The sequence below is a fragment of the Dyadobacter alkalitolerans DSM 23607 genome (genome assembly GCF_000428845.1).
Lineage (GTDB): Bacteria > Bacteroidota > Bacteroidia > Cytophagales > Spirosomataceae > Dyadobacter > Dyadobacter alkalitolerans.
The window spans coordinates 16,741-35,661 of sequence record NZ_AUAS01000024.1 but is presented as its reverse complement, the minus strand read 5'-3'; the positions used below and the strand labels follow the sequence as shown (position 1 = coordinate 35,661).

Annotated in this window: 19 protein-coding genes; 8 read left to right on the top strand and 11 right to left on the bottom strand. The window is 40.1% G+C overall.

Features of this window, described 5'->3' with window-relative positions; all coding sequences use genetic code 11:
• From G395_RS0125560 to G395_RS30475, 7 genes are all read right to left on the bottom strand, one after another.
• Window positions 1-761 (bottom strand): TraJ family protein (locus tag G395_RS0125560; protein WP_035362060.1); only part of this gene is annotated, 761 nt, incomplete at its 3' end.
• Window positions 762-771: 10 nt separating this feature from the next.
• A complete protein-coding gene (locus G395_RS0125555; RefSeq protein WP_026632637.1) occupies window positions 772-1,959 on the bottom strand; it encodes a hypothetical protein in 1,188 nt (395 codons plus the stop codon).
• Between the two features lie 18 nt (window positions 1,960-1,977).
• Window positions 1,978-4,497 (bottom strand): TraG family conjugative transposon ATPase, encoded by a 2,520-nt coding sequence (locus G395_RS0125550; RefSeq protein WP_026632636.1) that lies wholly within the window; start codon window positions 4,495-4,497, stop codon window positions 1,978-1,980.
• Window positions 4,494-4,796: a DUF4133 domain-containing protein gene (locus G395_RS0125545; RefSeq protein ID WP_026632635.1), complete on the bottom strand. Its 303-nt coding sequence runs from the start codon at window positions 4,794-4,796 to the stop codon at window positions 4,494-4,496. Before G395_RS0125545 ends, G395_RS0125550 begins: the two co-directional genes overlap by 4 nt.
• A 9-nt stretch (window positions 4,797-4,805) precedes the next feature.
• Entirely contained in the window at window positions 4,806-5,222 is a 417-nt protein-coding gene (locus G395_RS0125540; RefSeq protein ID WP_026632634.1) for a DUF4134 family protein, read from the bottom strand.
• Window positions 5,223-5,228: 6 nt separating this feature from the next.
• Window positions 5,229-5,543, bottom strand: a complete 315-nt coding sequence (locus G395_RS30480; protein ID WP_026632633.1) for a DUF4134 family protein — start codon at window positions 5,541-5,543, stop codon at window positions 5,229-5,231.
• Between the two features lie 68 nt (window positions 5,544-5,611).
• Complete coding sequence (locus tag G395_RS30475) at window positions 5,612-5,929, bottom strand: DUF4134 family protein (protein ID WP_035362056.1); 318 nt, start codon at window positions 5,927-5,929, stop codon at window positions 5,612-5,614.
• A gap of 82 nt (window positions 5,930-6,011) precedes the next feature.
• Here G395_RS30475 and G395_RS30470 point away from each other — a divergent pair, with 82 nt between their 5' ends.
• Complete coding sequence (locus tag G395_RS30470; RefSeq protein ID WP_035362055.1) at window positions 6,012-7,991, top strand: type IV secretory system conjugative DNA transfer family protein; 1,980 nt, start codon at window positions 6,012-6,014, stop codon at window positions 7,989-7,991.
• Window positions 7,992-8,327: 336 nt separating this feature from the next.
• On the opposite strand, the gene G395_RS30465 is transcribed toward G395_RS30470, so the two are convergent.
• The 3 genes from G395_RS30465 to G395_RS30460 all read right to left on the bottom strand — a co-directional run bounded on the left by G395_RS30465 (window position 8,328) and on the right by G395_RS30460 (window position 10,448).
• Window positions 8,328-8,861, bottom strand: coding sequence for a M23 family metallopeptidase (locus G395_RS30465; protein ID WP_051350404.1), 534 nt, complete (start codon window positions 8,859-8,861; stop codon window positions 8,328-8,330).
• 181 nt (window positions 8,862-9,042) lie between these two features.
• A complete protein-coding gene (locus tag G395_RS0125505) occupies window positions 9,043-10,101 on the bottom strand; it encodes a relaxase/mobilization nuclease domain-containing protein (RefSeq protein WP_026632630.1) in 1,059 nt (352 codons plus the stop codon).
• Entirely contained in the window at window positions 10,098-10,448 is a 351-nt protein-coding gene (locus G395_RS30460) for a plasmid mobilization protein (RefSeq protein ID WP_051350403.1), read from the bottom strand. The genes G395_RS0125505 and G395_RS30460 overlap by 4 nt, the downstream gene beginning before the upstream one ends.
• Window positions 10,449-10,789: 341 nt before the next feature.
• On the opposite strand from G395_RS30460, the gene G395_RS0125490 reads away from it, so the two are divergent.
• From G395_RS0125490 to G395_RS0125450, 7 genes are all read left to right on the top strand, one after another.
• Window positions 10,790-11,212 (top strand): hypothetical protein, encoded by a 423-nt coding sequence (locus G395_RS0125490; RefSeq protein ID WP_035362054.1) that lies wholly within the window; start codon window positions 10,790-10,792, stop codon window positions 11,210-11,212.
• Window positions 11,193-11,996 (top strand): P-loop NTPase family protein, encoded by an 804-nt coding sequence (locus G395_RS0125485; protein ID WP_026632628.1) that lies wholly within the window; start codon window positions 11,193-11,195, stop codon window positions 11,994-11,996. The genes G395_RS0125490 and G395_RS0125485 overlap by 20 nt, the downstream gene beginning before the upstream one ends.
• A complete protein-coding gene (locus G395_RS0125480; RefSeq protein WP_026632627.1) occupies window positions 11,993-12,442 on the top strand; it encodes a hypothetical protein in 450 nt (149 codons plus the stop codon). The genes G395_RS0125485 and G395_RS0125480 overlap by 4 nt, the downstream gene beginning before the upstream one ends.
• A 591-nt stretch (window positions 12,443-13,033) precedes the next feature.
• On the top strand, window positions 13,034-13,957 hold the full coding sequence (locus tag G395_RS30455) for a replication initiation protein (protein ID WP_026632626.1): 924 nt from the start codon (window positions 13,034-13,036) through the stop codon (window positions 13,955-13,957).
• Between the two features lie 755 nt (window positions 13,958-14,712).
• Window positions 14,713-16,128, top strand: coding sequence for an aminotransferase-like domain-containing protein (locus tag G395_RS0125460; RefSeq protein WP_026632625.1), 1,416 nt, complete (start codon window positions 14,713-14,715; stop codon window positions 16,126-16,128).
• 144 nt (window positions 16,129-16,272) lie between these two features.
• Window positions 16,273-17,151 carry a DMT family transporter gene (locus G395_RS30450; protein WP_051350402.1) on the top strand — a complete coding sequence of 293 codons (879 nt, stop codon included), beginning with the start codon at window positions 16,273-16,275 and terminating at the stop codon, window positions 17,149-17,151.
• Between the two features lie 146 nt (window positions 17,152-17,297).
• A complete protein-coding gene (locus tag G395_RS0125450; protein ID WP_026632624.1) occupies window positions 17,298-18,185 on the top strand; it encodes an EamA family transporter in 888 nt (295 codons plus the stop codon).
• 110 nt (window positions 18,186-18,295) lie between these two features.
• On the opposite strand, the gene G395_RS0125445 is transcribed toward G395_RS0125450, so the two are convergent.
• Window positions 18,296-18,898, bottom strand: coding sequence for a recombinase family protein (locus G395_RS0125445; RefSeq protein ID WP_026632623.1), 603 nt, complete (start codon window positions 18,896-18,898; stop codon window positions 18,296-18,298).
• Window positions 18,899-18,921 lie beyond the last annotated feature (23 nt).

The window sequence follows — 18,921 nt, the reverse complement described above, 5'->3', positions numbered from 1 at the left end:
TCAGAGCTTAGATACAGGTCAAGCAGGCCAAAGGAAATAGTCGAATACATAGCTGCGACTGCCGGAAGTAATGAGAAGTTGACATATTTCCCGAACCAGTGAATCATGTTGTTTGTGAATCCGGGAAAGATGGTAAGGGTTATAGCAATAGGGAATCCCATCTTCAACACCAGCCGGTAACATAAACTCATTAGTAGCAAAGCGGCTTCGGCAACATACATCAGTGTAATGAGAAGGTTTTGAATCAGCAGGACAAGCGCGATTTTGATTTGATCAGTGGATCTTCCCATCATCAACTTGATATCGTCACCAATCGGGAAAACCCCTGAATCGTCTTCTGCACGTGTATTACCAAACGTCTGCTCGTACAATGCTTCATCGTTACCGATTTTATCCCATTTTTTGTCAATGGCTTCCTGCATCTTTTTAGAGTTCTTTTCGATGCGCTCCGCAATCTTGGCGTTGGACCCGTTCACGGCTACCCTGATCTCTGTCGAAATTTTGTCTATACCTTCTGTAATCGTCGGAGAAAGGGGGATCAACATGAGAACAAGGAACGGCCTCATATAAGGGAGAAAGTTAATTTCCTCGTTATAATAAACCTGTTTGATCAGGTTGCCGAAAATGTATAGGGTTGCACCGATCGCAGCAATGATATTGACTTTGGAAACGATCATGGCCGAAATTTGCTCGGTCATTGGTATCATTTCATTGTAAATCTGATTGATCAGGCCGATTACCCCTTGTCCTATATCTTCCATGTTGAAAATTCTACTGTGGGTTGTTTTTCAAATACTCTGCTTCTGCGGCCTTCATGATGGCATCGAATGACTGTGCCAGTTCCTTACATTCCTGAATTTTGTATTCTTCTTCAAGCTGCTTATCAATACCATATTCCAGATACAGTTCCTTGGCAAGAAATTCAACCTGCATCTGAAATATCTCGGGCGTAATACGCTTACCGGATGGATCATAAATTGCCAGAATTTCGTTTTCAAGCATATTTTCCAAATTAATATTGCCTGTGACAGACATAGAATTGGCTGATGTAAAGCTTGCGCTATCACCGACAATCGCGTTCATTTGGCTGTTGAAATTTTGCTGTGCGCTGGACTTACTTTGAAAAAAACCATTTTTGGCTTGCATTACATAACCCTGTTCCCAAAGTTTAGCCAGGGCGTGCGCTTGCATTTTAGTAGCTTCATATTCCTGACGTTTATAAAACATCTGATTTCTAAATTCGCACTCACGCATTTTCTTTTGAAAATCTTTATACGCCTGAGTCTCATATAAATAGTCCAAAGGAATAGTGAGAGAATCGTTGTACTTATCGTCGTATCCTTTTGTTCCTACAATCGCTCCAACTCCACCACCGAAATAACCTTTTGGTACCACGGCTGCAAATTTGTAAAGATTCGCTGTTGCTGTTACGTCTGCCTTTGAAGCTGATCTTCTGATTGATGCAGTCTTAATGCCTTCAAAATAGCGTGTAATTTTGCCCTCAAATGCACTTACTCGCATATAGGTTTCGTCTATCCATTTTGCGCGCTCTGCGTCAGTCATTTGAAGTACACCACCGGAAGCCGTTGTAGCTGACTTCATATCTTTGATAAGCTTTGTAGCTTCCTGAGTAAACATGCTCACATCCTTGGACATCAACTTATACTCTACAGGATAAATATGCCCGTCTTTTGCAATTGCCGCAGAATAGGTATTAAGCTTTTTAGTAATATTTGTAACTGACGTCACTATTTCAGTTCCCCGGTGGAATTGCCTAACTGCAGACGTGACTTTTTTAAGTTTTTCGATGTTGGAAACAATTGATTTAAAGGATGGGTCTTGAAACATTTTAATGAGTGTCGTAATTGCCGTGTGTATCGGGTCATTCGTCACCATCTGGGCGTTCAATGAAGTACTACCCATAAAAAGAATCACGAGAATTGTAATTATCTTTTTCATGACATTTGGTTTTAATTGTTACAAATTTTGATCAGCCCACATTATAGAAGCCTCATATAAGCTTACTTCTTTTTCAGCCGAAAGATGGCGTATTTCATCTACTTCGGTTGGCTCTGTTGTAAATAGGCTATATGCGTATTTACTAACTTCTGTTCCGTATACTTTACAGTGTTTACCAAGAATAACGGCTAATTCTTTATAGCTGCCTCGGTTGTGTGAAGTTAGCAGGTCTTTATTAATTGAAAATATTTGAGGAATATTAGAATTTGAAATTTTGAACAAGTTGAATATTGTTTCAGGGTCTTCTTCATACTTATTGATATCCATGATAATTTTAATATCAGTGTTTTGTATGATTGTTTCCTTAATAATCTCGGATTTAAGCAAATCTTCAATTTCCTGCGTAATAACCCCGATTGCACCAAAGTGTTTACGGGCAGTTTTAAACGCCCAAAGAAGGAACGTTGCGAAAAAATCCGAAGAAATTGCTTTCCATGCTTCTTCAATAAATAGCACTTTCAAAGTACCACGAACTTCGAATAACTTTGTAATAAATGTGTTGGTGATCATCAGTGTGATGATAGGCAATAAGATTGGATGATCCTTAATATTGTCCAGCTCATAGATTACAAAAGGATGTCGCGAGAGGTCGATTTCTTCTTCTCCGTTCAAAAGGTAATCGTACTGACCGCCTTCATAGAACGGTAAAAGAACATAGTGGAAATTGGTCAAATCAAATTCCTTGTTATCTCTGCCACCCTGTTTTTCAAAAATATCAGGGAACACTTTCTTGGTATAATCGTAGAATGTATTAAAGCACGGCCTTATATATTCCGGTGACTTCTTGGAATATTTCACATTGTGTTTTGCCAAATAACCATAATATCCTGTGACCATGTTGTACAGGGTTACTTCTTCGGCTTTGGTAACTTCTTCGGACTCTTTTTTATAAAGAAGGAAGAGAATTTGCACAATGGTTTGTTTAAATTCTTCTTTGAGCTTGGAAGCCTTTAATTTATCAAGACCCTTTGTATTGACCTCCGTATAGAAGGGGTTAAGAGAGATCGGCTTCTCTTCTGAATGCTCGATATATTTCGCGCCCAGAATTTCGCCCAGGCGTTTGTAGGAATGCCCAATGTCGATAATGCTAATGTGAGCGCCGGAATGTCTCAGATAATAAATCAAATTGTTATTAGCAAATGACTTACCGGAACCGGAAGGGCCAATAATCGTAAAATTCCTGTTGGTTATCAATCCTTCCTCGCGGGGTTTAAAGAACAGGTCAACGATGCGCGGTGTACCGAACCTGTCCGTTAGAAGAAGGCCGTTTGTCTGATAAGGCGAGTTTCTATAATTTGTTTCAAGGCTATACATTGATATAGCGTTAGACAGAAAGCACGTAACGAAGTTATCATGCCCTAACTCCTGAGCGTTGCCGGGAATAGAGGACCAGTAAATTTGCTCGGAGAACGTAGTAGCTATTTTTGCTGTGAATTGAGCGTTTGAAATGGCTCCCGAAGTGATTTCCTTGTATTCCGCTAAAATGTCTAGGTCTTCATGGAATACTTGGATATTAAAGTGGGCTTTAACCGCGATCTCTCCATGCTTCATCGTGTCCAGAAAGCGGGTTTTCTGCTCCAATGAAAATGTATTGTCTCGGCTCCACTGCGAAAAGCTGAAATGACGCTTGGTCTCTTTCGTCTTCTCGATCATCAGCTCAGCTTGCTTTGTGATATAAAAAACCTGATTGTAAACGTGGTTGAATGGTAGATTGATGCCAAAGGACGACCCGAAGGAAATAGGCATTTCCGTGGTGCTGCTGAAATCGCGGAACGCCACGACCGGACTTACCTCTGAGGGAAATTGTTCAAGGTCGTTAATTACGAACGTATAGGTGTTCTTGTTACCGATCTTGAAATTTGAGTTTTCTCGGTTGATGTCGTATATATTGGTGTCGTCAAGCGCGAGGGTGAAATAGTAGTTAAGCAATCCCGGCTCTTCGCGCGTGCCAACAATCTGATCCCGGTTCATTTTGAATAAACGAACTGATTTTGTTTGATTGATGGCCGCAACGAAAGAAGAAACTTTTTCCTGAAAGTTGATCAGAGTTTTAGGGTTGTTAAAACTCCGTGGAACTAAGCTTCTTTTAAACAAGGAGCTGGCCGCCGAATTACGTTCGGTAGGGGGAGACGAAGGCAGTGTGATATAGAGAAATCCTTTATGGCTGGTGAATGGCCGATCTTTGAAATGCTTTTCATTCTCCCGGATAATTGTATCACCATTATCATTGTATGAAAAATCTGGCTTATATCTATCCTCAATAAAAAAGTCTTGCTTATGAACGATAAAGCCCTCTCCTAGAGATTTAGACGCATTCAGAAATGCATCCACCACCGAGGCATAATTACCTTGACTGGTAATAAATATCTCAGGATACTCTATTGCAAAGAAATAACTGATGTCAGCATTTTTACTTGTAACTAAGCCATCGTCTGACACTTGTAAAAGCGGAAATATATCTTCGATCTTAGTTCTCATTTTTTAATCATTTTGAAGAATTGCTGATTTTGGACGATGGCCTTTGGTGCTTTATGAGTTTTGTGAATATGTCCAAACTTCTTATTCACTCCCATTTCATGCTTGATGTAAAAAAATCCGGCTGTTCCAATTCCAAACATGACAAAAAAGAAGATCAGAGAATTTAGACCGAAACCATAAGCAAGAAATGTAAAACCCACTAAGCCCAAAACCATAAATATTAGGCGGTTAAAGTACCTTCCTTTGAAACCTATAAATTCGATTTCATCATCGGCACCTTTTACTACTTCTCTTATCATAGTAGATTATTAGCTTAAAATTGACTCTATGATTAAACCGAAAGCGAATAGAAAAAACAGTGAACCAACCCATCGGTAAACCAGCTCTGTAACATCATCGCCGGTGGTATATCTATGATAAATGTGAATAACGGCTAGAATTGCTACTATAAGCCCTATTGTAATTGCTGCGCTGTGTGTTTCTTTGGCAAACATTCTTGCCGTGCTAATTGGATTATGATCTCCGGCGTTTCCAGCCATAACTAAACCGTAGATCATATGATTCATGATAACAGCTAAGGCCATTCCGCCAATCCATGTAAAAATGAGTGGAGTAACCGCTTCCCCCCTGTTCCACTTTTGGTAAATTCTAAACGCAGATGCAACAGCGGCAATAGCCACGCCCAGGAATGCAATTTCCTGAATCGTGTAGTATAAGTTCATCATATTCTATTACCAGTTAAATTCAACGCCCCCTGTTCCTACGGGATTAGTTGCCATCCATGCCTTAAGTCCGGCGAGTAGAACAATACACAAAACCATCCCTATCATCCATCTGGAAATTTCCGACAACGTGTTTTCGCTACTACCTGATTGCCAGTTTATATAGATTCTGTACGCGGTCAGAATGGCAAGCAAGGCAAGAATCGTATAGGTGAGAGTCACAAAAACATTCATATTGCTTGCAAGTGGCTCTGTGAAAAATTTTCGTATCCATCCGTCTGATTCTGAACTACTTGTCAAGTCAATGCCTAGTAATATTTGCATACCATCAAGATTTTAGGGCGGCAGGATACAAGTAGTCCGACCCTACCACCCAAATAAAAAAATACGTTTTAGCCGATGAACATAGCTCGTACAACTGCATTAGCAATAAGCAGAAAGAGCATGGCACCAAACCACCCCATTGCGCCGGACATAACATTGTCCTTTCCTTGCTGCCAGTTGGTATACACGCGAAAAGCACCAATAACCCCGACAATGGCCGCAGCCATATATACGACTGTCGTAACCGGGTCAAGATATTGTTCCAAATCCCCTGTCAAAGCATCCAATGCGGCTGCTCCTTTTTCAATACCACTGGCTTGAGCATAGACCGCGTTAGAGAAAGCGGTTAAACCAAACATTGCTAATAGTAACCGTAACCTTTTCATAATTGTTTTTAATTGTTTAAGTGATGCAGCAAATATAAAAAACTATTTATATTTGGAACAAAACTTTTTTTAAAAAAAAACTATGGAAAGCGTTAAAGAAAAGGAGTTCGGCGCAAGTATTAACTATCTAAATTTATCCGTAAATGTCTTACTATCAGTAGTGTTAGTATTAGTTGAAGGCGTCCCAAGAGGGGCTATTGACATGCCCATTATAGGCGAAAAACTTTATTACACTATTCTAAAATACCCTTCTTTTTTAGAAAGAAAATTTCTATGTTCATTGATATTTATTAGCCTGATCTTCTTGGCAATGCAGACACCCGCCAAGCCAAACGTAAAAGCCACTCGGAAAATAGGCGACGTTTACCTCCTGATTGGCCTCTTAACGTATTTGGCAATTGTGTTCCTAGATATGCCCGGAAAGAACCTACATCTATATACGTTGATTATTTTGCTACTTGCAATGTGCGTTTGTATGATCAATGGCGGCGTCAACTTTAACAGCATAGTTTATGTACCTGTGAAAGATATCTTCAACAACTACAATGAACAGTTCCCCCAAAATGAGAAGTTGATTGAAAATGAATTGAGCGTTACCTATTATCACCAATATCAATACAAAAACCACTGGAGAGTAGGTGTAGTACCAGTAGTCGCCCCGGATCGCTCTGTTCTTATCCTTGGCAGCCAGGGTTCGGGTAAAACATATACTTTGTTCAATCCAGCTATTTATCAACAGATCGAAAAGGGATTTTCTCTTAATGTGTATGATTATGCGTACCCCGATTTAAGTCTTGTAACTTTTAACGGAATGATATCCGCTTTAAAATCTAATAAATATACCTGGGGGAAAACTTCGGAGAATGAACCGGTGATACCAGATTTCAATTGCCTTACCTTCGAGGATTTGAGGCGTTCGAACCGGTGCAATCCTTTTCAGGAACGTTACATGCCTACGATTGACGATTGCAACACAATGGTAAAAACCTTACTCTTCAACCTTAATAAATCGTGGATCAATAAAGAAGGCGATTTCTGGGCGGTATCTGCTGTTAACCTTTTGACATCATATTTATGGTTCCTTCGGATCATAGAACGGAATAATCCTGATCATCCGGTTTTATCAAAAGTTTGTACACTTCCTCATGCAATTCAATTGCTGACTGTTGACATCAACGAGGTCATAAATGCAATTTCCAACGAACCAGAGTTAGACGCATACTCAAATATGTTTGTTCAGGGTTTGAAAAATCAGGCGGGATCTCAGATCGCTGGACAAATTGCATCTACGCAATCATCCCTTGCTCCGCTATCATCCCCTAATGTTACGTGGGTAATGACCGAATCAGATATGGAGTTGGAAATTAACAACCCGGATAGCCCAAGAATCATCACAATGGGAAATTATACGTTGAAAGATGCCGTATACGGGGCGGCGATCTCCGTCTATAATTCTGTGATCATGAAACGTTCCTATCGTTACAGACAGCGCAAATTTGCGTTCTTTCTTGACGAGCTGCCTACAATCTTTGTGATGGGGTTAGACAATTACATAGCCACGATCAGAAAGCACAAGGGATGCGTATGGATGGGCATTCAGGATATGGAACAGTTGGTTAAAAGCTATGGCCAACACTCAGCAAACATTATTGTGAACACAGCCGGTACTGTGATGGTGGGGCTGGTAAATGGCTCGACCGCCGAAAGGGTCTCCAAAATGTTTGGCAAGACAGAGCAAGAAAACTACTCAGCCAGCTTCAATAAGGACACATCAGTTAGTTTTAATACCCAAGCAAAAGAGCTTCTTCCTGCTGCCAAAATCAGTAGCCTAACGCAAGGTCAGTTTGTGGGCAAAATAGCGGACCGATACGAATCACCGATTGACCTAAAACTATTCTCTGGACAAATGTTAGTACCCTCAGTCGAACCCGTCGCAAAAGAGCTGCCATTAAGGTATAATATCACTGAACATGACATGGAAAAGCTTGTGATCGATCATGCAGTAAAGGTTAGGAACGATATTAAAGTAATTAAAGATTACTGCGTTGAAACCTATGCTTAGTTGATCCGCAAGGCGTGTATATTGATGTTCTTGTAAGTATATATCAAAGTTCCATCAGGGGGGGTTTCATTAGGAACCTCTTTTTTTGTTTTATAGAAACTCGCCAAGGTTGTTCCTACATCGACATTATTATCTTCAAAATAAATGAACATACTACGTATGTTCTTGAAACCCAGAACCTTTGATTTATTTGTAAAATCGTCCGCCTTTAAAGTCCAATACTGGAACGCGTTAGGAAATTTCTCAGTAACATCAACAAGTATTTCTGTATTTAAGCCAGGCGCATCGACAGGAAAGAAGCGTCTATTACTGTCATTTTTCTTTATCGCATATTTTCTAATTTGGACGAGATAGATTATCATAAAATAGTAAAATAAAATACAAAGGATTTAGGTTTATGTTGTTCCGTTTTACCTCATAATGAATGTGTTCACCAGTAACTACACCAGTAGCACCCGACCGCCCAATAAGCGATAATATGTCTACTTTCTGCCCTACTTCGACAAATATAACAGACAAATGCCCATAAAGTGTAGAATAGCCGTTACGGTGGTCAATTTCTACGAAATTACCATACCCCTGCGAAAATCCTGCCCTCTTTACTATCCCGGAAGCAGTCGCAACCACATCCGCATTCTTTACCGAAATGTCAATACCGTCATGGTGGCGGGTTCCACCCCACTTTGGATGGGTGCGATAACCGTACAATGACGAAATAGCCAACTTGGAAATTTTTGTAGTCGGAAGGATGCAAGGTATGTGCAGCGCCTTCAATTGATCACGCCGGTAAAGCTCTCCAAATTCCCGCTTTATTGCAAGTTCATCATGGGGATTCAGAGCTAATGCCAAAAACATAGCTAACTCATTCATTTCCAGTTAAATATTTCCTTCAAACGCTTCTCAGATAGCCCATTTGTGCCGGTGAACAATTTCATGGGTTTGACCTTCGGTTTAGAGTCAGATTTCTTATCTTTCTTCACGTTTATATTCTGCACAATGAAGTACAAGGCAAATAAAACTACCGCACAAAACATAGCATAGGTTCCAAGTGTCATAGTCCAAGATTTTTAGATTGTGTTTGTTGTTTTGCTCCTTTGTTTTTCAATAAATAATTCTTTCCTCTCCGCTTCCGTTTTACTCCGTACCTGTCTGTAAGCTCTTTGTCATTTGAATTTACCGTCACAATGTTGAAACCCTGATTCTTCCCTCCCTCTGGCGTAGACTGTTTTTCATCAGGTGCAAGCAAAGAACTTATAATGTTCTTGGACTCCTTTTTAAAATTGAGGTCTGGGTTGTTATTGCTTCTCTCCTGCCTCTTGGTCGTCTTGCCCTGGCTAAATACTTGATCACTGCCTTTTTCGTTTCTGTTTAAGTAAAATACTGCGTGCAGGTCTTCCGGCCGATACACCTTTTTATCAATTTTTACCCGATCATCCTTCAAAAACTCAGGCGTTATCATATTTGATTCTAACAACTTATTTAGGTGATGAAAGTTTTTGGCTGACTTTAAAATATTTGATTCATTCCGCAACTTTTTGATATCGTCGTCCTTTGACCTAATTTCCAAAACTCCCTTCGTTAAAGCAACCTCTTTCTGATTTTTAACAAGTGTGAGTTTGTTTTTTAATGCCAGTGCAACCCCTCGCTCTACCGTCTTATTATTTAATTTCCAATCGTTTTCCTTCTTGTAATTATTTTGCACTTTGTGGTAGACTATATGGTAATGTATATTACTCGTGTCCTTATGCCTTACAGCAACGAACTTGGTTTTTTCGAGTCCCACTAACTTAATATAATCATCCAAAACTTTGTTCATCCCATCTTCCTTTAACTTTTCGGTGTCTTCTTTGGTGAAACTCAAAATTTGGTGGCCGATTAGGTTGTTTTTACTCTCCGGGTTGTCCTGCAAATACTTATGCGTTCGCTCGTTAAATTGCTCCTTTAACTCCTTGATACCCTCTTTATCCTGAGCGGAAAAGGGGATTAATAGATCATCAGAGTACCGTATTACTTCGGCACCCTTGTCTTTATGTTCCAATTCTCTTCCTTCAAAAGCATAATTTATAAGGCCGTCCGAAAATTTCCCAGACTTTAAATTTCTAGCAATCATTCTTTGAATTTTTTCAGCTCTTTTTTAATATCTGCAAGTAATTCCTTCGCCGATTGCGTCACAGATTCAATACCCGCAGCATTAGCCCTATAAGCGAGCTGGTTCAGGTTGTTTGCCATACCTACTAAGCTACGTTTCAAATTTAATTCTTCTTCCGTAAATGGCGCAACAATTTCCACCTCGAGAATGATTTTATTACAATATTCTGAAACTGATAAATTCAGCTTACCTGCTTTTTCCTCTATTTCCACAGCCTTAGCGGGAGTCGTCCAAAAGACAATCCTTTCAGACTTCTTATGCTCCATAGACTTCTTCGGCCTACCGGCTTTTTGTTGCTCTTTACTCATAGATTAGTATAACCGATTAGGGATAAATCTAGTGAAACCACGTTTTCAATAGTGCTTGCACTCTATTTTGAGGCACTCAAAAACCCCCCTTGCTTCCAATCACCATGAACAAATTTACCAATACCGAACGGAAAAATGCAATCAACAGATAAAAAAAAGACCTAATCATAGCCACTCATTCAAAAGTTAGCTTAAAGTCATTCAAAAGTTATTTTAAAGTTATGTTAAAATCCATCTATTCAAATAGTTAGCTTAAAGTTATTAAAAAGTTATCTTAAAGTTAGCTTAATTATTTGGAATTCAGTTTCCGCTTTGTTTACTTTGTTCTAAACGAAAACAGTATGATAACAACAGCTCAGGAAAAAGAAATTATCGAGCAGGTTATACAGATGCGTACGGCAAACAAAAGAAAATGGGCGTATCTGTTGTATGATATTATCGAGGAAAAGCTATCCCGGAATATATCGTATGAAAACATTGCAAAATGGTTATCAGACGAAGGTTTAAGCATTAATGAAAATGCGCTTAAACAATTGATTTGGTCTTACAAAAAGAAAATTAAAAAATTAGAACATGGAAAAGAAAATCAAAACTTAATAAGGGAAATTACGGTAAAAAAATCGTCTTCTTTTAATGAAGAAAAAAAAGTAAATATTGACCAGAACTTAGACGAAAATTTAGACGACTTAAATCAAAGGTTACAACGTGGATCAGAGCAATTAAAGAAAAAAAATACAGGTTTTGATGCATTCGACGATTTATAATAAAATAGGTGAAGGCTTAAGCCCCCACCTACCAAAAAAGATTTTCAGCCCTTTTTTACATAAACATACTAAAAACAAGATGAAAAAGCAAGTGGTATTTATAGCGCAGTCAAAAGGTGGCGTTGGTAAAAGTTTTATCACGTGGTTTATTGCACGAAACAAGAAAGATAGTCAGGCTGCATTTATCGACCTCGATAAATCTACTCGCACATCCGAAAGATTGAAAAGCATTGTTGGAGATAAGCGTGTTTTAGAGTTATCTATCATTGATGGAAATCATAAAATGGATCGGGAGGCTTTTCTAAATATTTTCGAGAAAATTTCGAAGGCCAAAACTGACGAGTGGTTTGTTGACCTGGGCGCACCGGAAAGTGACGAGTTAAGAAGTTTCTTCACAAATGATGTTCCTGCCGAAGAGTTAAAAAATATTTTGGAAGATATAGGAATCGATCTTAAAATTTTGGTTGTCTTGGCTGGCGAAGATGCGTTTCATTCGTCGGTTAACTACTTTAAAGAAATTACCAGACTGGCAGGAGATAATATTAAGGTTATCGCGGTTAAGAATGAAGGAACTTTTGGGTCATTGGAAAGTCAAGAGCACGGAGACACATTATTGTCTGAGCTAGGGATAGATTTTGTTAAAGTTGGGAAGATGCCGGTCGGTAATTCAGCCAATGAAATTATTTCTTTAATGTCAGGCACTATGTCGGAAGATAAGTTAACACTAGCAGGCAAAAGATCATTACGGAAAGTGACGGAAGATGTCAACGCAATACTGCTATGAAATTCGATGTAAAAGAAACTAGGTTTGCCATATCTCAGAAGTATGGCATACCAGAATCCGAAATTGACGAAAGCGTTTTAGCCATCTGTGTTCTCATTGACAAAAAATATGAGGAATCTACGGCAATATTTAAAGAGCAAAAGGCTGCGCTTAACCAGTCCCTAGACGAAATCAAGGAATTTCAAGCCAAAAAGTTTAAATCAATTACCTATGAAGATCCTAAAACGGCATTCTGGGGCAATTTTGGTTCAAAAGGGATTTTCGGTGTGTGCTCGTTGGCCGCCTTGATTCTCGTAAGCACTGCGTTTTCTTCATGGTATGAGAACCGCGAACTTGTCCAGAACTTCCAGTTACTTAAACCTCACGTGCAGGTAACCCCGGATGGATATTTCATCAAAAAGGATAGCTACACGGTACTCAAAGACGGAATTCTGATCAAGCCATAAATGGAAATAGGCAGATACCAAACGTATCTGTCTATTGTATTTCGCACTCTAATTCTAAAATAGGCTGACATATTGGCATAAAAATTTTCGTACCTTTTTAAAACAGCCACAGCCTTGTTAGGTTGCAATTTATAGACAGAATGGGGCTGCATATTAACACTTTTATCTAATATTTCGACGATATAGTATAACTAAACCACGAACTCAACATATAAAACCTGTTTTTTGCGCCCCGGCCTATTTTCCTTCATCAAAACATTGCCACCCCACTTTTCTATTTTTGACTTGTTTTTTTGAATATTTTTTTTGTAACAATAGACTTTATTGCGCGTTGGGATCATCACAATAATTGTGAGGATTGAAATATTTGACTTTATTTGGAAGGTCTGTAAGTACTTGATTATCAATTAATTGAGCTGCTTTAAAAACAGGTTTTATATGCCAAAAAACAGGTTTTATATCTGAAAAAACAGGTTTTATATGCCAAAAAACAGGTTTTATACGTCCAAAAAACAGGTTTTATATTTCAAAAAACAGCAAAATAAAAACAGGTGTTTTTCAATTGCTGTTTTTTATTAAATTGCCTTCACGATGGAGAAAACAAAGGAGAAATCAACCAGTTTGCAAGTCAGGCAGCACAATGCGATCACATCAGCGAGGCATGAATTGACTGCAGCGCAGTTAGACTTATATTTCATGGTTCTATCTAAGCTAAAAAGCGGTGATCAGCTGGGGACTAAATACCGTATCAATGTGTCCGAAATCTTTCAGCTAACCGGGCGTAACTGGAACTATGTACAGCTTCGGGATGCTACCGAAGGACTTATTGGCAAAGTGTTTGAGATTGAGGAAAACGACGGTCTTTTGCAGGTTGCGTTAATGTCCAGCGCCAAGTATCTAAAAGGGCAAGGTACAATTGAAATATCCATAGCGGCGGAATTATTACCTTATCTGGTTGATTTGAAAAACAACTTCACCAGCTTTCAGCTCTATTGTGTACTCTCTATGAGCTCAAAATATGCTAAGTGGCTGTATGTTCAGTTCTCTCGGTGGAAAGACATCGGGTATTTGAGTATCGACGTTGAAGATTTGAGGTATCGCCTTCACTTAAAGGACCCGGAAGGAAAACAACCTGAGCAATACAAGCAGTGGGGACAGTTCAAAGATAATGTTATTGAACCGGCTATGCGACAGATCAACCTTTCCTCAGACCTCCGGGTAAGTTATAGTACCGAGAAAAGTGGCAAAACGATCACTAAGATCAATTTTCTTATTAAATCCGTAGCACAATTTCAAACCGTCATTCCATTTGAGATAGAAGAAGGTGACCGGGAAGCCACTCAACTTAAAACCAGAATGATGGATATCGGGATTCTGGATCAAAACCTTATAAAGCGGGTTTTAGAAAGCACAGAGCTGCGAAAGAAAGCAAACAAATGCCTGTATGATATGCAGTTCAGGAGAGATGAAATCTCTAACCCTGCTGGTTATTTCCGCACAACGCTATCAATTTGAATTATAACTGTAAATATTAATAATCATGGAAACATTTTGATCCAAGCTATTTATGGCCTTGCTGCCATCATCGGCTTATCTGGTGGCATTAAGGTTTATAAAAACTGGCGGCTGCAGAGATAGCTACATGGCCTCAAATGAGGCTTTTTTTATAAATATAATTTTTAATGCACATTACAAATTAACTTGCATTATACGGTAGCCTTCTGGTTACGGGAGTTCTAGGCACCAATTAAGCAAGCCACTGGCCCCAAAAATCGCTTGTGAGCGCATCAAGCAGTTCGCCGAGTCTTTCCCCCTACCCTACCCACTTTGGCGTTCGAGAAATTAACAGAAGGGCGAGATAAATAAGTGTCTACAATTTGGGCGCAGCCTGGCTTGCGGCCAGCTCCTTAAATGGGTGAAACTGTCGACAAAACCTAAGTATCCTGAGCGGTAAATAACAATTCCGGATCACAATTTTGTCTACAACTTAATTGAACATTGGACTCAAAAAATAAAAAAAAACCGGGTTAAAAAACAGGTTTTATATGTTGGGTTAAGTTAAAAGATCGAACAAAAAGTACCGCGGGTTTGATCAAGCATCTTTTTTGGTAATGTATGGACTCCATGTAAGTCTTAGCGGCATTACCCGAATATTGTCAATGATTAGGCTCATGATCCTTAATGTAGAATCTTTTAATTTAACCCCAGTAAGGTTGTATAGGTAACAGATTAAATTTACTTAGATTTGCAGGGCACAGATATTTATAAAAATGCCAAAAGAAGCCTTGTATCAAAAAATTGCAAAAAACCTGGAAGATCAGATTTTATCTGAAACTCTAAGAATTGGGGATAAGCTGCCCTCCATTCGCTCTATCCAAAAGATTTACGGTGTGAGCCTAAATACTGCAATCCAGTCTTTTGCTGAACTTGAAAGCAAGTCACTGATCGAATCGCGGCCCAAGTCCGGCTACTTTGTCAGTAAGATCTCCAAACGAAAGCTTCCGCTTCCATCCGTTAGTGAGCTCAAACTTCCTGAAAAAGGTAAAAATACCGATGATTTAATAAGTCGCGTTTTTGACATACTCAACGACAAAACCATCAGGCAGTTTTCCCTGGGGATTCCGGATAAAAAGCTTTTGCCACTTGCCAAGCTAAATAAAGGCATCATCAGGGCAATGAGGCAGCTTGAAGGGAATGGTACCGAATTTGAAGCAGCACAAGGTAGTGTAAACCTGAAAAGGAACATTGCCAGGTGGTCGCTAATATTCGATGGCAAGCTGACAGAAGATGACATTGTAACCACAACCGGAACAACCAATGCGATCTATCAATGCCTTCTGGCAACGACCAGGCCAGGTGATACAATCGCAACTGAAAGCCCGGTATATTTCGGAATACTTCAGCTGGCAAAGTCGATGGAACTAAATGTAATCGAGTTGCCAACGCATCCACTGACCGGGATTGAAATCGACGCGCTAAAAAAGGTCATACATAAAATCAATGTTTGCTGCTTTACTGCTAATTTTAGCAATCCGATGGGAAGCCTTATGCCTGATGAGCATAAGAAAGAATTGGTCGAACTTCTGACCCATCACAATATTCCACTGATAGATGACGATTTGTTTGGCAACCTGTTTTTTAGTGGGACACGGCCGAAGCCTTGCAAGGTATTCGATCAGTCCGGAATTGTAATGTGGTGTGGTGGTGTGTCCAAGACGCTTGCACCTGGTTACAGGGTTGGCTGGGTTGCACCCGGCAGGTTCAAAGACACAATAATCCGTCAAAAGCTTGTGCAAACCGTTACGCTTCCCTCACTGTTTCAAGAAGTGATTGCCGATTTCATGGAACATGGAGGATATGACCACCACTTGCGTTCATTACGGCATACATTGCACACGAACTGTCTGAAATTCCAGCAGGCCATAGAAGATTACTTTCCACAGAACACAAAAATATCCCAGCCACAAGGCGGGTTCTTCCTATGGTTGGAACTGGATAAACGCATTGATACAAACCAGCTCTACGACACTGCATTGAAGCATAAACTTAGCTTTGCCCCCGGAAGCATGTTCTCGCAAAACAGCAACTTCAATAACTGCATGCGCCTGAATTTTGCGCTGCCATGGGATGATTCCGTAGAGCATGACATCAAGCGGCTTGGAAACCTTGTCAAGCAAGCCTTATAAATCTGTACCCATAAAAAAACACAAATCTATATCTATTATCACGTAATGATTCTGTGGTACTTTGCATAAAGCAAGGTAACCAGCACTCAATTCGTATTGGTTACATGCTTTGTAAAAGCCTGGCAAAACCTACACCAATTGAAAATGAAGAAAAAATTCTTTGCCCTGCTGATTCTGGGAATGGCGTTTATGGGTATTGCATTTGTACTGGTAAAAGATGCGGTATCTGCTTACTCCCCATTTGTCTTTTTATTCTACCGGTTCTTAGCTGCAACCATCGTGTTGGCTGCTATTTTTAACCGCCATCTTTCGCAAGCAACAATTGATACTATAAAAGTTGCCATTGTGTGCGGTATCCCACTGCTGCTGAGCATCATTTTTCAGACAGTCGGCTTAAAATATACTTCCGTTTCCAATTCTGCTTTTATCACCGGAATGGTTGTTTTGCTGATTCCTATTTTCAAATTGGCTTTTTACAAAAAGCAGGTTAGGCCAATCGTTTGGATATCCTGCCTGATCGCCGCCTGCGGCCTGTATATCATTACTTCCAGAAATGGGCTTACACTGAACATCGGCGACTTATGGACGGTCGCATGCGCGGTAACATTGGCATTCTATGTCCTTCAAACCGGCAGGTTTGCCCATGCATCCAATCCGATGGCAAGGGTTACCATTATCATGGCCGTGTGTACCTTGGGAAGTGCCTTGGGAGGCGTTGCAATGCCTGGAATAGATTGGCTGCCGCAGGATTTTGAATTTTGGAAGAGTGTGATTTTTACTGCCCTGTTTGGAACTGTGTACATGTACGCAGTACAAAATTATGGTCAGCGTTTTATCGAGGAAGAAAAGGTAGCACTGGCTTATCTAACAGAACCCATCTTTGCTACAATGGCAGCTGTGCTTTTGATTAATGAACAAGTTACCATTGAAACTCTTTATGGAGGCAGCATGATTTTGGCAGGTATGTTCCTATCAGAAATCTCGCCAGCTAAATTATGGCAGCTTATGGTTAAAACAAGGTAAGGCGATCACGCTCACTTGCCGCAGTAGTTTGCAAGTGTGACCTAATGAACACCTGCAACTGAATCTTTGCCCGAAAGACCAGATACCACGTTTGCACAATGGAGATTTGTGCATTTCTTATTATTAAATAATAAAATGATAAAAAATTGAAACCAAAGCATCTTCTATTAGCCCTGATTACGGTCATTGCCTGGGGTTTAAATTTTATTGCTATCCATGTAGGATTGGAAGATCTGCCACCAATGTTGTTGTGCGCAGTCCGGTTCATCTTAACTGCCATTCCGTGGGTTTTCTTTCTTCCCAGGCCGAAAGCGCCATTCAGGCTGATTGCAGGCTATGGTATTTTCACCTTCGCCATTCAATTTGGCTTGCTTTTTGGTGGCATCTATCTCGGCCTTCCAGCAGGTTTGTCCTCTCTGGTCATCCAGGTCCAGGTATTTTTCTCGATGGGCTTAGCGGTATTATTCTTTCGCGATTTGCCGAGCACCTGGAAAGTCTTCGGCGCGCTTATTTCATTCATAGGCATTGGCATCGTCGCCAGCCACGTGGATGGGGACACAACCTTCATCGGACTTTTAATGACCTTATTATCTGCGCTTTCCTGGGCAATCGGCAATGTATTTTCTAAGAAAATTGCTGCTGATTCACCATTGGCGCTTGTCGCTTGGGGCAGCCTGGTCGCAGCACCGGTAATGATGGCACTGTCCTTTTTTTTCGAAGGATCCAATGTAATCATAACCTCGCTTGAAAATATTTCTACCAATACCATCCTGGCAGTTTTATATATCGTTTATCTATCCTCATTTGTGGGCTATGGAATTTGGGGCTATCTACTCAATACTTACCCTACCGCAGTAGTAACGCCATTTACGTTGCTGCTTCCCGTGGTTGGCCTTGTGAGTACCGCCTTTTTTCTGGATGAAGAACTATCATCCTGGAAGCTGTTGGCTTGCTTGTTTATCATGACTGGCCTTATTTTCAATTTACTTGAAAAACAGATCCGATCATTGATTTTAAAAAAAACGTCGTTGTAATAGTCGGCTATGATAAACTACCTTAAGATTTATAAGGTTGTTTAGCACATGCTCTCCATGAGGCATTAAATTAAAAGATTGTACGGCAGCGGCCGTCGCACAAAGCGCCACTATCGTCTCTTCTTTAAAAAGCCCTTAATATCAACACCACTGTACTTTAAAATCTTGTAAAGTGTAGGTTGGCTTTTTATTTTGAACATCTCTCGGATTTCATCTGTGCTTCGGTTATTCTTCTCATAAACCTCTTTGACTTCCGGGGCAATTTTTTGATATCGCTCACTTAGCCCAATAGGTCTGCCTCCGGATCTACCCCTCGCACGGGCTGAATCAAGACCGGCTTTTGTCCGCTCGCGGATTATGTTGCGCTCATGCTCAGCAAGCACGCACATAAATTGAAAAAAAAGATTTCCAGTTGCCGTGCTGGTATCAATAGATTCTGAAAGGGATTTAAGATGTACACCTTTATTCTTTAGCTCCTCGATCAACTCGATTAGCTTGACGGTGCTGCGTCCAAGTCGGTCCAGTTTCCAAATTACAATGGTGTCCCCCGCTCGGGCGTATTCCATCAATTTCTCAAAGTTTGGTTTAGTAGCCTTTACTCCGGAGACCTTATCGGTAAAAACCTGCTTGCACCCTTCCTTTTTTAATGCATCCAGTTGAAGATTCAGATTCTGTTCCTGGGTAGAGACCCGGGCATATCCTAATTTGATCATTTGTTTACAAAACTTAATAAAAT